Below are 14887 nucleotides of genomic sequence, written 5' to 3'. Positions count from 1 at the left end.
TTGCGTCGGGTCCGGCCTGGGATATCAAGAAGATAGGGGTTATGGGGCGATTTTTCAATGCGCCTTGTCAGGCGTCGGGCATCGCGCATAATGTCCGGTTGGCGCCCGGATGCGCCAGCCCCGACCACGACAGGCCCACAGGAACAGATCGTGCTGGAAATCATCGACGCAGACTTCAACAATCCCGAACACGGCCGCCAGGTGCTGGCCATGCTGAACGAGTACGCCAGCGGCCCCATGGGGGGCAACGCTCCCCTGCCCGCCTACGCACAGCAGAACCTGATCGCCGAACTGGCCCGCCGCCCGACGGCGCGGGCGCTGCTGGCCCGCATCGACGGCGAAGCCGCCGGCGTCGCGGTCTATCTCGAAGGCTTCTCCACCTTCGCCTGTCGCCCGCTGCTCAATCTGCACGACCTGGGCGTCGCGGAAAAATTCCAGGGCCGCGGCGTGGGCAAGGCCCTGCTGTCGGCGCTGGAAGAGCGGGCGCGTGACCTGGGCTGCTGCAAGATCACCCTGGAAGTGCTGGAAGGCAACGCGGTCGCCCAGGGGCTGTACCGCAAGCTCGGTTTCGAAGGCTATGCCCTGGACGAAACCACCGGCCGCGCGATGTTCTGGCACAAGAAACTGCCCGCGCTGGCGTAGTCTCCATTCTTTGGCGGACGCCATTGCGTCCGCGTCACAACGCAGGAATCACCATGAAGATGAGCAACATCCCCTTCGGCACCACCGACTGGTCCGAGGTCGAGCGCACCGAACACGCTGGCGAGACCGGCATGGCCTATTGGCGCACCCGGCAGTTCGGCGACCTGCGCGTGCGCATGGTCGAGTACACGGCCGGCTACCTGGCCGACCACTGGTGCAGCAAGGGCCACATCCTGTTCTGTCTGGAAGGCGAACTGCACACCGAGCTGGAAGACGGCCGGCAATTCGTGCTGACGCCGGGCATGAGCTACCAGGTCGCCGACCAGGCCGAACCGCACCGCTCATCCACCGCGACCGGCGCCAAGCTCTTCATCGTCGACTGAAGCCCCCCGGCGCGACAGCCCGGCCGCAGATGCGTTACGCTTTGACGTATCCGCGGCCCGCCGCCGCGGCACATGCCGTTACCCGTCAAACCGGAGACTAGATTTTGGGCGCCCCGCTTACGCTATTCGTCGATTCCCTGTTCCTCAGCCCCTACGCCATGTCGGCCTATGTGGCGCTGACTGAAAAACAGCTGCCGTTCGAGGTGCGCCCCATCGATCTGGAAGCGGGCGAGCAGCGCATGCAGCCCTACCAAAGCCGCGCGCTGACCTCGCGGGTGCCGGCATTGACCCACGCGGATTTCAGCCTGACCGAATCCAGCGCCATCACCGAATACCTGGAAGACGCCTTCCCCGCCCCCGAGCACCCGGCGCTGTATCCGCGCGACCTGCGCCAGCGCGCCCGCGCCCGCCAACTGCAGGCCTGGCTGCGCAGCGACCTGGGAGCGCTGCGTCAGGAACGCCCCACGGAAACCGTGTTCTACGGCGCCGCCGGCCTGCCGTTGTCGGACGCCGCCCATGCCGCCGCGGCCAAGCTCATCCACGTGGGCGCCCATCTGCTGGGCGCGGACCGGACCTCGCTGTTCGATGAATGGTGCATCGCCGATACCGACCTCGCGGTCATGATCAAGCGCTTGTTCCAGGACGACCTGCCCGACGCCCTGCGCGCCTACGCCGACGCCCAGTGGCAGCGCCCCTCCGTCCAGAAATGGCTGGAGCACAACGCCGCCGCGCGCGCCTGAACCGCCCGGGAGCCGCGATGCAACTGCTGGATCACGTCTCCATCACCGTTTCCCGCCTGGACGCCGCCCGCCCCTTCTATGACGCCGTCATGCAGGCCTTGGGCGCGGCCAAGGTCTATGACCGCCCCGACGCGCTAGGCTACGGCGAGCGCTGCCGGGCAGGCAGCAGCCAGCACAGCTATCTCTCCGTGTTCGCCGATGACGCAGCCGCCCCCGCGGCGCGCCGGCACTGGTGCTTCAAGGCGCCCAGCCGCGCCGCCGTCGACGCTTTCCATGCCGCCGGCATGGCCCACGGCGGACGCGACGACGGCGCCCCGGGCTTGCGCGAGCACTACCACCCGCAGTATTACGCGGCCTTCCTGCTGGACCCTTCCGGCAACCGCATCGAAGCGGTGTGCCACGACCCTGACTGAACCGCTGCCCGGCTGACCAGTCCTAAAGGGGACGGATATATCGGCCACTGCTTGACCTGCATCAAGACGCTTGATGTTGCACCGCAACATCAGTTGCGGTGTAATGGGGAGGTCAACTCGGCCGGTTCCACTCTGAATCGGCGCGGCGGCCCGCCGCCGCAAGCAACCTACAGGAGATCGCCATGGCCGGATCTGGCAACGATCGCGTACCCGCCCCGCCCTTCAACCCCTGGACTGCCGCCTACGAATACGCGGTGGACGCCTGGCAGCGCGGCGTGCTGTACGCCGATGTGATGCGCCAGCGTGGCAACCAGTACCACGAGCACATGGCCAAGCGCGCGCCCAACGTGCTGAGCATGGAGTCCGAACTGGTCATGGACGGCCGCTGTCTGCCGCGCCCCGTCAATTACGGCCTGCTGCGCATCAAACCGCCGGACGGCGTGGAAACCGACCCCATCAAACGGCCCTTCCTGGTGGTCGATCCGCGCGCCGGGCACGGCCCCGGCATCGGCGGCTTCAAGCCTGAAAGCGAGATCGGCGTGGCGCTGCGCGCCGGCCACCCCTGCTACTTCGCCACCTTCCTGCCGCAGCCCATGCCGACCCAGACCGTCGAGGACGTGATGATGGCCGAGGCGCGCTTCCTGGAAGAGATCATCGCGCTGCACCCCAACGCCGAAGGCAAGCCGGTGGTGGTCGCCAATTGCCAGGCCGGCTGGCAGATCATGATGACCGCCGCGGTCCGTCCCGAACTGTTCGGCCCCATCATCGTGGCGGGCGCGCCGCTGTCCTACTGGGCGGGCTGGCGCGGCATGAATCCCATGCGCTATGCCGGCGGCCTGTTGGGCGGCAGCTGGCTCACCGCCCTGACCAGCGACCTGGGCGACGGCAAGTTCGATGGCGCCTGGCTGGTGCAGAACTTCGAGAACCTGAATCCGGCCAACACCCTGTGGTCCAAGCAGTACAACCTGTACTCCAACGTCGACACCGAGGCCAAGCGCTACCTCAGCTTCGAAAAATGGTGGGGCGGCCACGTCTTCCTGAACGGCCCGGAAATCCAGTACATCGTCGACAACCTGTTCGTCGGCAACCGCCTGGCTACCGCCGGCCTGGTGACCTCGGACGGCATCCGCATCGACCTGCGCAACATCCGCTCGCCCATCGTGGTGTTCTGCTCCAAGGGCGACAACATCACGCCCCCGCCGCAGGCGCTGGGCTGGATCCCCGATCTGTACCAGGACGAATCCGAAGTGCTGGCGCACGGCCAGACCATCGTCTATGCGGTGCACGAAAGCATCGGCCATCTGGGCATCTTCGTGTCCGGCAGCGTGGCGCGCAAGGAGCACCAGGAATTCACGTCCAACATCGACATGATCGACGTGCTGCCGCCGGGCATCTACCAGGCGGAGATCGCCGACAAGACGCCCGACACGCCCAATGCCGACCTGGCCTATGGCAACTACGTGCTGTCGTTCGAGCAGCGCACGCTGGATGACGTGCGCGCCATCGTCGAGCGCAACGAAGAGGACGACCGCCGCTTCGCCGCCGTCGCCCGCATTTCCGACATCAACCTGGGCATGTACCGCAGCTTCGTGCAACCCTGGCTGCGCGCCCTGGTGACGCCGCAATCGGCGGAATGGTCGCAGCGCCTGCATCCGCTGCGCCTGCCCTATGAACTGATCTCCGACCGCAATCCGGCCATCGCGCCGATTGCCCAAGTCGCCGAACAGGTGCGCGAACACCGCCAGCCGGTGTCGGCCGACAACCCCTTCCTGATGGCCCAGGAAATGTTCTCGAACCTGATCGAGACCAGCCTGAACATCTGGCAGGAACTGCGCGATTCCGCCGACGAACGCACCTTCATGGGCGTTTACGGTTCGCCGCTGGTGCAGGACCTGGCCGGCCTGGGCGCGCGCTCCGGCCCGCCGCGCAAGCATCCGGGCGTGTCGCCCGAGCACCGCCGCTTCATGGAAGAGCGCGCCGCCGAGCTGCGTTCGCTGATGCTGGAAGGCGGCCTGCGCGTTGCCGCGATCCGCATGCTGCTGTATGTGTCGGGCGCCGAAGGCGGCCTGGACGAACGCAGCTACGCGCTGATCCGCAAGATGCGCGCCGAATCGGACACCGCGCTGTCGTTGCAGGAATTCAAGGACATCATCCGCGACCAGGCGTTGATGATGACCCTGGACGCCGCCGGCGCCATCCAGGCCATACCGCACCTGCTGGACAACGCGCCCGCCGCCGCAATCCGCGAAACGCTGGACACCATGAAGCATGTGCTGGAAGCCGCCGAGCCCCTGAGCGAGGCCGCCCGCATCAGCCTGGACGAAATGGAACGCATCTTCGAGTACGCCGAACGCCGTGCGCAGAAGCGTGAGGAGGCTCAACAGCCGGCGCCCAGGAAAACGGCGACCGTTGCACGCAAATCGGTGCGCGCTGCGGCGGCCAGGCCCGAAGCGGCCTCGGCCGCGGCCGAGCCTGCCGTCCCGGTGCGCGCCAAGAAGCGTAGCGCCTCCGCCAAACCCGCCGCGCGTCCCGCGCGCAAATCCGCCAAGGCGAAATCCGCATGACGCTGCCTCCCACCTCCCACTACGACAGGCTCATCGCGCGCGCGCAGACGCTGGCGCCGGCGCATTGCGCCATCGCCCACCCCTGCGACGAACCCTCGCTGTCGGCCGCGCTCGAAGCCCGCGACCTGGGCCTGCTCAAGCCCATCCTGGTGGGCCCCGAGCAGAAGATCCGCGCCGTCGCTGCCGAGCACAAGTTCGACCTGGGCGATGCGCGCATCGTCGACGCGCCGCACAGCCACGCGGCAGCCGAATGCGCGGTCGCCCTGGTGCGCAGCGGCGAAGCCGAACTGCTGATGAAGGGCAGCCTGCACACGGACGAACTCATGCACGAAGTGGTGGCGCGCAACACCGGGCTGCGCAGCAGCCGGCGCATCAGCCACGTCTTCATCATGGAAGTGCCGACCTACGCCGAACCGCTCTTCATCACCGATGCGGCGATCAACATCTTTCCGGACCTGGAAACCAAGGCCGACATCATCCGCAACGTGATCGACCTGCACCACGGCCTGGGCCTCGGCGAGCCGCGCGTGGCGATCCTGTCGGCGGTCGAACAGGTCAACCCCAGCATCCCCAGCACCATCGAAGCCGCGGCGCTGTGCAAGATGGCCGACCGCGGCCAGATCGAGGGCGGCCTGCTGGACGGCCCGCTGGCGCTGGACAACGCCATCAGCCCCGACGCCGCGCGCATCAAGGGCATACGCTCGCCGGTGGCCGGCGTGGCCCAGGTGCTGGTGGTGCCCGACCTGGAAGCCGGCAACATGCTGGCCAAGAACCTGACCTTCCTGGCCAATGCCGAGGCAGCCGGCATCGTGCTGGGCGCGCGCGTGCCCATCATCCTGACCAGCCGCGCCGACAGCCCACGCTCGCGCCTCGCGTCCTGCGCGGTAGCCGCCATCTACGCCCACCACCTGGCCCAGCAACAGGCCCGCCCGCTCGCTTGAAGCGCCCCTCGGAATCCGGAATCACAGCGCCATGACCGACACCATCCTCGTCATCAACGCCGGCAGTTCCAGCATCAAGTTCTACCTGTACGACATCGACGGGGCGCAGGAGCTGGCCCCGCGCCTGGGCGGCCAGCTCGAAGGCATAGGCACCTCGCACCCGAAGCTGAAGGTGCGCGACGCCGCCGGCCAGACCCTGGTCGAACGCGAAATCGCGCCCAGCCACGCGCCCGACGTGCCCAACGGCCAGGAAGTCGTCGGCACCTGGCTCAGCGGCCACCTGGGCGGCGCCCCGCTGGCGGTAGGCCACCGCGTGGTGCACGGCGGCCCCGAGCTGTCCGAGCCGGTGCTGATCGACGACGCCATCCTGGCCAAGCTCGACACCTTCACGCCGCTGGCGCCGCTGCACCAGCCGAACAACCTGGCGCCCATCCGCGTGATCCGCGAGCGCCGGCCCTGGATTCCGCAGGTCGCCTGCTTCGACACCGCGTTCCACCGCAGCCACTCCGACGTGGCCGACCGCTACGCGCTGCCGGAACGGCTGTACCAGGAAGGCGTGCGCCGCTACGGCTTCCATGGCCTGTCCTACGAGTACATCGCGCAGCGCCTGAAGAAAGCGCTGCCGGACATCGCCGACGGTAAGATCATTGCGGCCCATCTGGGCTCGGGCGTTTCCGCCTGCGCCATGCATCACGGCAAGAGCGTGGACAGCACCATGGGCTTCACCGCGCTGGAAGGCCTGCCCATGGGCACCCGCCCCGGCCGCCTGGATCCGGGCGTGGTGCTGTGGATGATGGAACGCGGCATGACCCATGACGAGATCGAGCACCTGCTCTATCACGACTGCGGCATGAAGGGCCTGTCCGGCATCAGCAACGACATGCGCGAACTGCTGGCCAGCGACGCGCCCTCGGCCAAGCTGGCGCTGCAGTACTTCGCCTGGCGCGTGGCCGAAGGCATGATAGGCCTGGCCTGCGCCATGAACGGCGTGGACGGCATCGTCTTCACCGCCGGCGTGGGCGAGAATTCCGCCGAGATCCGCCAGGCCATCAGCGAGCACTGGGGCTGGCTGGGCATCAAGCTGGATCCCGAACGCAACGCCCGCCATGGCCCCCGCATCTCGGCCGACGACAGCCGCATCGGCGTCTACGTGGTGCGCACCAACGAAGAACTGATCATCGCCCAGCACACGCTGGAACTGGTGAGGCAGCGATGAGCGCGCTGCTGCCGCTGGCGGGCAAGCGCGGCCTGGTGACGGGCATCGCGAATGCGGATTCGATCGCCTGGGGCTGCGCCAAGGCCTTCCGCGCCCTGGGCGCGGAGCTGGCCGTGACCTACCTGAACGACAAGGCCCTGCGCCACGTGGAGCCGCTGGCCCGCCAGGTGGAGGCGCCGCTGCTCTTGCCGCTGGACCTGATGCGCGAGGGCCAGCTCGAAGCCGTGTTCGACAGCGTCGCCGCCGAATGGGGCCAGCTGGATTTCGTGCTGCATTCCATCGCCTTCGCCCCGCGCGACGACCTGCATGGCCGCGTGACCGACTGCTCGCGCGTGGGCTTTTTGCAGGCCATGGATGTGTCCTGCTGGTCCTTCATCCGCATGGCCAAGCTGGCCGAGCCGCTGATGCGCAACGGCGGCGCGTTGTTCTGCATGAGCTACTACGGGTCGCAGATGGTGGTCGAGCACTACAACATGATGGGGCCGGTAAAGGCCGCGCTGGAGTCCGCCACCCGCTACCTGGCGGCGGAACTGGGCCCGCAGGGCATACGCGTGCACGCGATATCACCAGGGCCGCTGAAGACGCGCGCCGCCTCGGGCATCGCCGAATTCGATACGCTGCTGGACCGCGCCCAGTCCAAGGCTCCCGCGCGCAGCCTGGTGTCCATCGACGACGTGGGCGAAGCCACCGCCTGGCTCGCGACCGACGCCGCCCGCCGCATGACGGGGCAGACGATATACATCGACGGCGGCTACCACATCATCGATTAAGCCAAGGCGCCCAGCCGGGGCGCCTTAGCCCAGCGCCGCGGGCGGTGCCTGGCGCCAGCGTTCGATCGCTTCCACGGCCTGCTCGGGGCTGCCGAAGATCTTGTCGCGGCCGATCTTCTTGACCAGGCCGGAGCGTTCCAGCGCGGTGCGGAACTGGCCGTGTCCGCCCGCCACCAGCAGCGTGATGCCGCGCTCGTCCAGCACATGCTTCAGTTCATACAGCGCCTCGACCGCGTCGGCATCAGCCTGGGTCATGGCTTCGGCGTCCAGCACGAACCAGCGCACGTCGCCTGCCTGCTCGATGACCTCGCGCGCACGCCGGCGGAAGGCGTCGGCGTTGAAGAACCACACCGAAGACTCGAACAGCCAGATCACCGTGCCCGGTACCGGCTGGGCCTCGGGATTCAGGTGCAGCTTGCCCAACACCGTTTCGCCGGGCAAACGGCCCAACAAGGCGTCGCGCGGATTGCCCGACACGTACATCGCATACAGCAGCGTGGCGCCCACCGACACGGCCACGCCCTGCAACACGCCAAAGCCCACCACGCCCACCGCGGCAAGGATGCCGAACGCCAGCTCGATGCGCGAGATGCGCGCCAGGCGCATGAAGGCGTGCCCATCGAACAAGCTGATGGCGGCCAGCAGCAGGATGGCCGACAGCACGGCCTGCGGCAGCCAGAACAGCGGCCCGCTCAAAAGGCTCACCACCACCGCCAGCGCCAGCGCCGCGGTGACGCTGACCAGCGGCGAAGAACCGCCAGCCACCAGTCCCACCGCCGTGCGCGAGTCCGCGCCCGTCACCACGAAGCCCTGGAACAGGCCCGCCGCCATATTGGCCGCGCCAAAGCCCACCAGCTCGCGGTTGGGATCCACGTGTTCGCCCGTGCGTGCGGCGAAGCTGCGCGCCGTCACGATGCCGCTGGAGAAGCTCACCACCAGCACACCCGCCGCGCCCAGCAGGATGCCGTCCACGCCCTCCAGGCGCACCGGCAGGCTCAGGGCCGGCAAGCCGGCAGGCACTTCTCCCACGACGGCGATGCCCAGGCCGGGGAAGTTGAACAGCCAGGACAGCACGCAGGCCAGCACCACCAGCAGGATGGGGCCGGGCCAGTTCGGCCGCCAGCGCTTGACCGCCACCAGCAAGGCGCAGGACGTCAGGCCCAGGATCAGGGTGGGAATCTGGATTTCCGGCAGGCGCCGCGACAGCTCCAGGAACGGATGCACCAGTCCGCTGTTGCGCAGGCCCACGCCAGTCAGGCCGCTCAACTGCGACAACGCCAGCGTGATCGCCACGCCCGCCATGTAACCGATCAGCACCGGCCGCGACAGCAGGTTGGCCAGCACGCCCAGCCGCAGGGCGCGCGCGATCAGGCAGCCCACCCCCACCGTCAGGGCGATGCCGGTGGCGGCCACCAGCCGGTCTTCCGGCGTGGTCAGCGCCATGCCGGTCAGGGTGGCGGCGATCAGGGTGCAGGTGGCAGTATCGGGCCCGACGATCAAGGTGCGCGACGAGCCGAACAAGGCATAGCCCAGCATCCCGGCGATCGCCGCCCACAGGCCCGCCACCGGCGGCACGCCCATCATGGCGGCATAGGCCAGGCCCACCGGGAGCGCCACCGCCGCCACGCTCAGGCCGGCGGTGATGTCACGCCGCGCCGATTCCCGGGTGATGCCGCGGAAATTGTTGAGGCCGGGAATGAAGCGTAGGTTCATGGTGCTGCGGAGAAATCGGGGATGAAGCGAGCCCGGGGCGCGCCGGTTTGCGCCAAGGCTACACCAAGCCGGCCAAACCTGGGCAGCCTGGATCAAGGCGCCGGCATAAAAAAAGCCGCCCCATCGGGGCGGCTTCGGCCTTGCATGGCAAGACGTATTACTTGGCGTAGCGGGCTTCCAGCACGGCCACGGCAGGCAGGGTCTTGCCTTCCAGGAATTCCAGGAAAGCGCCGCCGCCGGTCGAGATATAGCCCACCTGCTCGCCGATGCCGTACTTGGCAATGGCGGCCAGGGTGTCGCCGCCGCCGGCGATCGAGAAGCCTTCCGATTCGGCGATCGCCCGCGCCACCACTTCGGTGCCGTTGGCGAACTGGTCGAATTCGAACACGCCGACCGGGCCGTTCCACACGATCGTGCCGGCCTGCTTCAGGATCTCGGCCAGTTGCGCCGCGGTCTTGGGACCGATGTCCAGGATCATGTCGTCGTCGGCCACGTCTTCGGCCGCCTTGACGGTGGCTTCGGCGTCGGCGCCAAAGGACTTGGCGCACACCACGTCCACCGGAATCGGCACGGCCGCGCCGCGCTGCTTCATGATGTCGATCACGGCGCGCGCCTGGTCGACCTGATCGGGTTCAGCCAGCGACTTGCCGATGGACAGGCCGGCAGCCAGCATGAAGGTGTTGGCGATGCCGCCGCCCACGACCAGCTGGTCGACCTTGTCGGCCAGCGATTGCAGGATCGACAACTTGGTCGACACCTTGGAGCCGCCCACGATGGCGACCAGCGGACGCTTGGGCTCGTGCAACGCGCGGCCCAGGGCTTCCAGTTCGGCGGCCAGCAGCGGGCCGGCGCAGGCCACGGGTGCGAAACGCGCGATGCCGTGGGTGGTGGCTTCGGCGCGGTGGGCGGTGCCGAACGCATCGTTGACGTAGACGTCGCACAGCGCGGCCATCTTCTTGGACAGCGTTTCGTCGTCTTTCTTTTCGCCGACGTTGACGCGGCAGTTTTCCAGCAGCACGACCTGGCCGTGATCGACCTGGACGCCGTCGACCCAGTCGCGCACCAGCTGCACAGGCATGCCCAGCAGTTCGGACAGGCGCTGGCCGACCTTGGCCAGCGAATCGGCTTCGGTCAGCACGCCTTCCTTGGGACGGCCCAGGTGGGAGGTGACCATGACGGCGGCGCCGGCGTCCAGCGCCATGCGGATGCCGGGCACCGAGGCGCGGATGCGGGTGTCTTCGCTGATGCGGCCGGCGTCGTCGAACGGCACGTTGAGATCGGCGCGGATGAACACGCGCTTGCCGGACAGGGCGCCGGACTTGGCCAGCGCGGACAGAGTGTTGACCTTGGACATATTTGGATTCCTACGATGGGCGTACAAAGGGGACGAACCCATTTTCCGCATACGCGGAAAACAAATCCGTCCCCTCTAGCTAGCCGTGTTGCTTACTTGGCCGACATCAGCGCGACGGTGGTGTCGAGCATGCGGTTCGAGAAGCCCCACTCGTTGTCGTACCAGGACGAGACCTTGACCAGGCGGCCCGAAACCTTGGTCAGCGACGCGTCAACGGTGCTGGAGGCCGGGTTGTGGTTGTAGTCGACCGAAACCAGGGGCTCGGTGTTGTAGTCCAGGATGCCCTTGAGCTCGCCTTCCGAGGCGGCCTTCAGGATGCCGTTCACTTCTTCGGCGGTCGTGTCGCGGCTGGCCACGAACGACAGGTCGACCAGCGACACATTGATGGTCGGGACGCGGATGGCGTAGCCGTCCAGCTTGCCGTTCAGTTCCGGCAGCACCAGGCCCACGGCGGCGGCAGCGCCGGTCTTCGTGGGGATCATGCTCATGGTGGCCGAACGCGCGCGGCGCAGGTCTTCGTGGTAGACGTCGGTCAGGACCTGGTCGTTGGTGTAGGCGTGGACGGTGGTCATCAGGCCGTTTTCCAGGCCCAGCTTGTCGTTCAGCGGCTTGACCAGCGGGGCCAGGCAGTTGGTGGTGCACGAAGCGTTGGAGATGACGGTGTCGGTGGCCTTCAGCACGCCGTGGTTCACGCCGTACACGATGGTGGCGTCAACGTCCTTGCCGCCGGGGGCCGAGATGATGACTTTCTTGGCGCCGCCCTTGATGTGCGCGCCGGCCTTTTCCTTGGTCGTGAAGAAGCCCGTGCACTCCAGCACCACGTCGACCTTCAGCTCGCCCCAGGGCAGCTCGGCCGGGTTGCGGTTGGCCAGCACGCGGATCTTGTCGCCGTTGACGACCATGAAGTCGCCGTCGACTTCGACGGTGCCCGGGAACTTGCCGTGGGCGGTGTCGTAGCGCGTCAGGTGCGCGTTGGTCTTGGGATCGCCCAGGTCATTGATGGCGACGATTTCGATATCGTGCTTCTTGCCACCTTCGTAGTGGGCACGCAGGATGTTGCGGCCGATGCGACCGTAACCGTTGATGGCGACGCGAATGGTCATGACTAAGCTCCTTTTTACAAAACTTGCTTGACGGTCTCGGCCACCTTGTCGGCGGTCAGCCCGAAGAACTTGAACAGTGCGCCGGCCGGCGCGGATTCACCGTAGCGGTCGATGCCGACGACGGCACCTTCCAGGCCCACGTACTTGTGCCAGAAGGCGGTAACCCCGGCTTCGACGGCCACCCGCGGCAGGCCCTTGGGCAGCACGGATTGCTTCCAGGCGGCGTCCTGGCGGTCGAACACGTCGGTGCTGGGCATGGAGACCACGCGCACGGCGATGCCGTCCTTGGCCAGCTGCGCCTGCGCGTCCAGCGCGATGGCGACTTCCGAGCCGGTGGCGATGATGACTGCGCGGGCGCCTTCGGCATCGCGCAGCACATAGCCGCCGCGGGCGATGGCCTCGACGGTGGCGGCGTCGCGCTGCACGAACGGCAGGTTCTGGCGCGACAGCAACAGGGCCGTCGGGCCGCCGTCGTGCACGTCCATGCCGATGCTGGTCGGGCGCGTCACGGCCGCGTTCCAGGCCACGGCGGTTTCAGCCGTATCGCAAGGACGCCACAGCGACAGGTTGGGGATCAGTCGCAGGCTGGCTGCGTGCTCGATCGACTGGTGGGTCGGGCCGTCTTCGCCCAGGCCGATGGAATCGTGGGTGAACACGTGGACCACGCGCTGCTTCATCAGCGCGGCCATGCGGATGGCGTTGCGCGAGTAGTCGGAGAACGTCAGGAACGTGCCGCCGAACGGCAGGTAGCCGCCGTGCAGGGCCACGCCGTTCATGATGGCGGCCATGCCGAATTCGCGCACGCCGTAGTTGATGTGGCGGCCGAACTGGATGCCCTTGTCGCCGGCGCGGACGGCGGCAACGCCCTTCCAGTCGGTGAAGTTGGAACCGGTCAGGTCGGCCGAGCCGCCCAGCATTTCCGGCAGCAGCGGCGCCAGCGCGGTGATGGCGAACTGCGACGCCTTGCGGGTGGCGACGGTTTCGGCCTTTTCCAGCGTGGCGTCCAGGAACGCCTTGAACTGTTCGGCGTAGCCGGCGGGCATTTCGCCCTTCATGCGGCGCTTGAATTCAGCGGCTTCGGCGGGGAATTCGGTGGCGTAGGCGTCGAACGCCGACTGCCATTCAGCCTGGGCGGCGGCGCCCTGCTTGCGGCCATCCCAGCCGTCGTAGATGTCTTGCGGAATCTGGAACGGTTCCGACGACCAGCCCAGCGCGGCGCGGGTGGCGGCGATCTCGTCCTTGCCCAGCGGCGCGCCGTGCACGTTGTGCGTGCCGGCCATGTTGGGCGAACCCTTGCCGATGACGGTGCGGCAGACGATCAGCGTGGGTTTTTCCGATTGCGAACGCGCGGCCTTGATGGCGGCGTCCACGGCGGCGACGTCATGGCCGTCGATGCCGCGGATCACGTTCCAGCCGTAGCCTTCGAAGCGCTTGGCGGTGTCGTCGGCAAACCAGTGTTCCACGTGGCCGTCGATGGAAATGCCGTTGTCGTCATACAGCACGACCAGCTTGCCCAGCTTCAGCGTGCCAGCCAGCGAGCAGACTTCGTGCGAGATGCCTTCCATCAGGCAGCCGTCGCCGGTGAAGGCGTAGGTGTGGTGGTCGACGATGGTGTGGCCGGACTTGTTGAATTCAGCAGCCAGCAGCGCTTCGGCCAGCGCCATGCCCACAGCATTGCCCAGGCCCTGGCCCAGCGGACCGGTGGTCGTTTCCACGCCCGGGGTGATGCCCACTTCGGGGTGGCCCGGCGTCTTGGAATGCAGCTGGCGGAAATTCTTCAGTTCTTCGATCGGCAGGTCGTAGCCGGTCAGGTGCAGCAAGGCGTAGATCAGCATCGAGCCGTGGCCGTTGGACAGCACGAAGCGGTCGCGGTTGGCCCAGGCGGGATCCTTGGGATTGTGACGCAGGTTGCCGGCCCACAGGGCTTGGGCGATTTCCGCCATGCCCATGGGAGCACCCGGGTGCCCGGAGTTCGCTTGTTGCACGGCGTCCATCGCGAGGGCGCGGATGGCATCCGCCAAGGCAAGTTTAGGGGCGGTCGGATTGCTCATTCGGAAGGCTCTTTGAAGCTGGCGGGCCTACGGTCAAAATAGGGGCCAGTTGAGTAGGTTGCGAAGCATGGGATTTTAGCATCCAGGGGTTTCCCCGACGCCATCGGCCATAAGGCGGCCCGTGCTAGGCTAGCTTTCTGAGGACAAGTGCCCCCACGCCGCGCCCGCTGCGCGGGCTAGCTGCCCCCCAAGGGGGCGTTTTTGCCTTGGGACGGCCCGGCGGCAAAAGTATCCTTCTCCACATCAAATCAGTTCTCGCACATTTATGTCAGCCCCCCGCTTCTTCTGCGATATCCCCCTGAGTACCGGCGCCCGCGTGGCGCTTCCCGAAGCCCTGGCGCACCATGCGCTGCGCGTGCTGCGCCTGCGCGCGGGCGAGGCCGTCGCGCTGTTCAACGGCCAGGGCGGCGAGTATCCCGCCACGCTCGAAGTGGAAGGCAAGGCTGGTTTTGCCCAGTTGGGCGAATTCCTGCCGCGCGAGGCCGAACTGGGCGGACGCGTCACCCTGGTGCAGGGCCTGCCTTCCGGGGACAAGATGGACTGGGTGGTGGAAAAGGCCGTGGAGCTGGGCGCCGCGCGCGTCAGCCCCATCGCCGCCCAACGCAGCGTGCTGCAGCTGTCGGGCGCCCGGCTCGACAAGCGCGTGGCGCACTGGCAGCGCATCGCGCAGTCCGCCAGCGAACAATGCGGCCGCAACCGGCTGATGACGGTGGACGCGCCGCTGACCCTGGCCGAATGGCTGCAACAGCCCGCCGAGGGCCTGCGCCTGCTGTGCCACCCGGAAGCGCAGGACGATCTTGCCGGCGCGCTGCGGGCCGCCCCCGGCCTGCAGGCGCTGACCCTGCTGGTGGGGCCGGAAGGAGGATGGTCGGACAAGGAATTGGCCCAGGCCCGCGAGGCGGGCGTGCAGGCGGTGCGATTCGGCCCCCGGGTGCTGCGCACCGAAACCGCGGGGCTGGCGCTGCTGTCAGCGGCCAGCGCGCTACTGGCCTGGTAG

Annotated in this window: 13 protein-coding genes; 9 read left to right on the top strand and 4 right to left on the bottom strand. The window is 67.6% G+C overall.

Translation table 11 applies throughout. From position 1 onward, the window contains the following. Positions 1–150 precede the first annotated feature (150 nt). The 8 genes from DXK93_RS21465 (at position 151) to fabI (ending at position 7669) form a co-directional block, all read left to right on the top strand. Positions 151–642 (top strand): GNAT family N-acetyltransferase, encoded by a 492-nt coding sequence (locus DXK93_RS21465; RefSeq protein WP_119451052.1) that lies wholly within the window; start codon positions 151–153, stop codon positions 640–642. Between the two features lie 53 nt (positions 643–695). Then, complete coding sequence (locus DXK93_RS21460; protein WP_054451523.1) at positions 696–1025, top strand: DHCW motif cupin fold protein; 330 nt, start codon at positions 696–698, stop codon at positions 1023–1025. A gap of 104 nt (positions 1026–1129) precedes the next feature. Further along, positions 1130–1765 carry a glutathione transferase gene (gene yfcF, locus DXK93_RS21455; RefSeq protein ID WP_054451524.1) on the top strand — a complete coding sequence of 212 codons (636 nt, stop codon included), beginning with the start codon at positions 1130–1132 and terminating at the stop codon, positions 1763–1765. Positions 1766–1782: 17 nt separating this feature from the next. After that, entirely contained in the window at positions 1783–2178 is a 396-nt protein-coding gene (locus tag DXK93_RS21450; protein WP_119451051.1) for a VOC family protein, read from the top strand. Positions 2179–2360: 182 nt separating this feature from the next. Then, positions 2361–4742: a DUF3141 domain-containing protein gene (locus DXK93_RS21445; protein ID WP_119451050.1), complete on the top strand. Its 2382-nt coding sequence runs from the start codon at positions 2361–2363 to the stop codon at positions 4740–4742. Next, on the top strand, positions 4739–5683 hold the full coding sequence (locus tag DXK93_RS21440) for a phosphate acetyltransferase (protein ID WP_054451527.1): 945 nt from the start codon (positions 4739–4741) through the stop codon (positions 5681–5683). Before DXK93_RS21445 ends, DXK93_RS21440 begins: the two co-directional genes overlap by 4 nt. A 31-nt stretch (positions 5684–5714) precedes the next feature. Further along, the gene (locus tag DXK93_RS21435) at positions 5715–6899 is read left to right on the top strand and encodes an acetate/propionate family kinase (protein WP_054451528.1); all 1185 of its coding nucleotides are present in this window, start codon (positions 5715–5717) and stop codon (positions 6897–6899) included. Then, positions 6896–7669 (top strand): enoyl-ACP reductase FabI, encoded by a 774-nt coding sequence (gene fabI / locus DXK93_RS21430; protein ID WP_054451529.1) that lies wholly within the window; start codon positions 6896–6898, stop codon positions 7667–7669. Before DXK93_RS21435 ends, fabI begins: the two co-directional genes overlap by 4 nt. Before the next feature lie 24 nt (positions 7670–7693). Here fabI and DXK93_RS21425 read toward each other — a convergent pair whose 3' ends face one another. The 4 genes from DXK93_RS21425 to tkt all read right to left on the bottom strand — a co-directional run bounded on the left by DXK93_RS21425 (position 7694) and on the right by tkt (position 13890). After that, a complete protein-coding gene (locus DXK93_RS21425; protein ID WP_082400760.1) occupies positions 7694–9382 on the bottom strand; it encodes a SulP family inorganic anion transporter in 1689 nt (562 codons plus the stop codon). A gap of 157 nt (positions 9383–9539) precedes the next feature. Next, on the bottom strand, positions 9540–10736 hold the full coding sequence (locus DXK93_RS21420; RefSeq protein ID WP_119451049.1) for a phosphoglycerate kinase: 1197 nt from the start codon (positions 10734–10736) through the stop codon (positions 9540–9542). 92 nt (positions 10737–10828) lie between these two features. After that, a complete protein-coding gene (gene gap, locus DXK93_RS21415; protein WP_013395726.1) occupies positions 10829–11839 on the bottom strand; it encodes a type I glyceraldehyde-3-phosphate dehydrogenase in 1011 nt (336 codons plus the stop codon). 14 nt (positions 11840–11853) lie between these two features. Next, the gene (tkt, locus tag DXK93_RS21410; protein ID WP_119451048.1) at positions 11854–13890 is read right to left on the bottom strand and encodes a transketolase; all 2037 of its coding nucleotides are present in this window, start codon (positions 13888–13890) and stop codon (positions 11854–11856) included. Positions 13891–14155: 265 nt separating this feature from the next. Between tkt and DXK93_RS21400 the strand changes: the two genes are divergently transcribed. Then, positions 14156–14887 (top strand): 16S rRNA (uracil(1498)-N(3))-methyltransferase, encoded by a 732-nt coding sequence (locus tag DXK93_RS21400; RefSeq protein ID WP_054451533.1) that lies wholly within the window; start codon positions 14156–14158, stop codon positions 14885–14887.

Origin of the sequence: Achromobacter sp. K91 (assembly GCF_003576205.1) — a bacterium.
Taxonomy (GTDB): Bacteria; Pseudomonadota; Gammaproteobacteria; order Burkholderiales; family Burkholderiaceae_B; genus Achromobacter; species Achromobacter aegrifaciens.
This window is presented reverse-complemented; position numbering and strand designations above follow the sequence as displayed.

What these genes read in the sequence shown, in the direction of transcription:
- DXK93_RS21420 (WP_119451049.1), bottom strand. Translation starts at nt 10,736, where the DNA reads ATGTCCAAGGTCAACACTCTGTCCGCGCTGGCCAAGTCCGGCGCCCTG.
- gap (WP_013395726.1), bottom strand. Translation starts at nt 11,839, where the DNA reads ATGACCATTCGCGTCGCCATCAACGGTTACGGTCGCATCGGCCGCAAC.
- DXK93_RS21445 (WP_119451050.1), top strand. Translation starts at nt 2,361, where the DNA reads ATGGCCGGATCTGGCAACGATCGCGTACCCGCCCCGCCCTTCAACCCC.
- DXK93_RS21435 (WP_054451528.1), top strand. Translation starts at nt 5,715, where the DNA reads ATGACCGACACCATCCTCGTCATCAACGCCGGCAGTTCCAGCATCAAG.
- fabI (WP_054451529.1), top strand. Translation starts at nt 6,896, where the DNA reads ATGAGCGCGCTGCTGCCGCTGGCGGGCAAGCGCGGCCTGGTGACGGGC.
- DXK93_RS21425 (WP_082400760.1), bottom strand. Translation starts at nt 9,382, where the DNA reads ATGAACCTACGCTTCATTCCCGGCCTCAACAATTTCCGCGGCATCACC.
- DXK93_RS21440 (WP_054451527.1), top strand. Translation starts at nt 4,739, where the DNA reads ATGACGCTGCCTCCCACCTCCCACTACGACAGGCTCATCGCGCGCGCG.
- tkt (WP_119451048.1), bottom strand. Translation starts at nt 13,890, where the DNA reads ATGAGCAATCCGACCGCCCCTAAACTTGCCTTGGCGGATGCCATCCGC.
- DXK93_RS21400 (WP_054451533.1), top strand. Translation starts at nt 14,156, where the DNA reads ATGTCAGCCCCCCGCTTCTTCTGCGATATCCCCCTGAGTACCGGCGCC.
- DXK93_RS21450 (WP_119451051.1), top strand. Translation starts at nt 1,783, where the DNA reads ATGCAACTGCTGGATCACGTCTCCATCACCGTTTCCCGCCTGGACGCC.
- DXK93_RS21460 (WP_054451523.1), top strand. Translation starts at nt 696, where the DNA reads ATGAAGATGAGCAACATCCCCTTCGGCACCACCGACTGGTCCGAGGTC.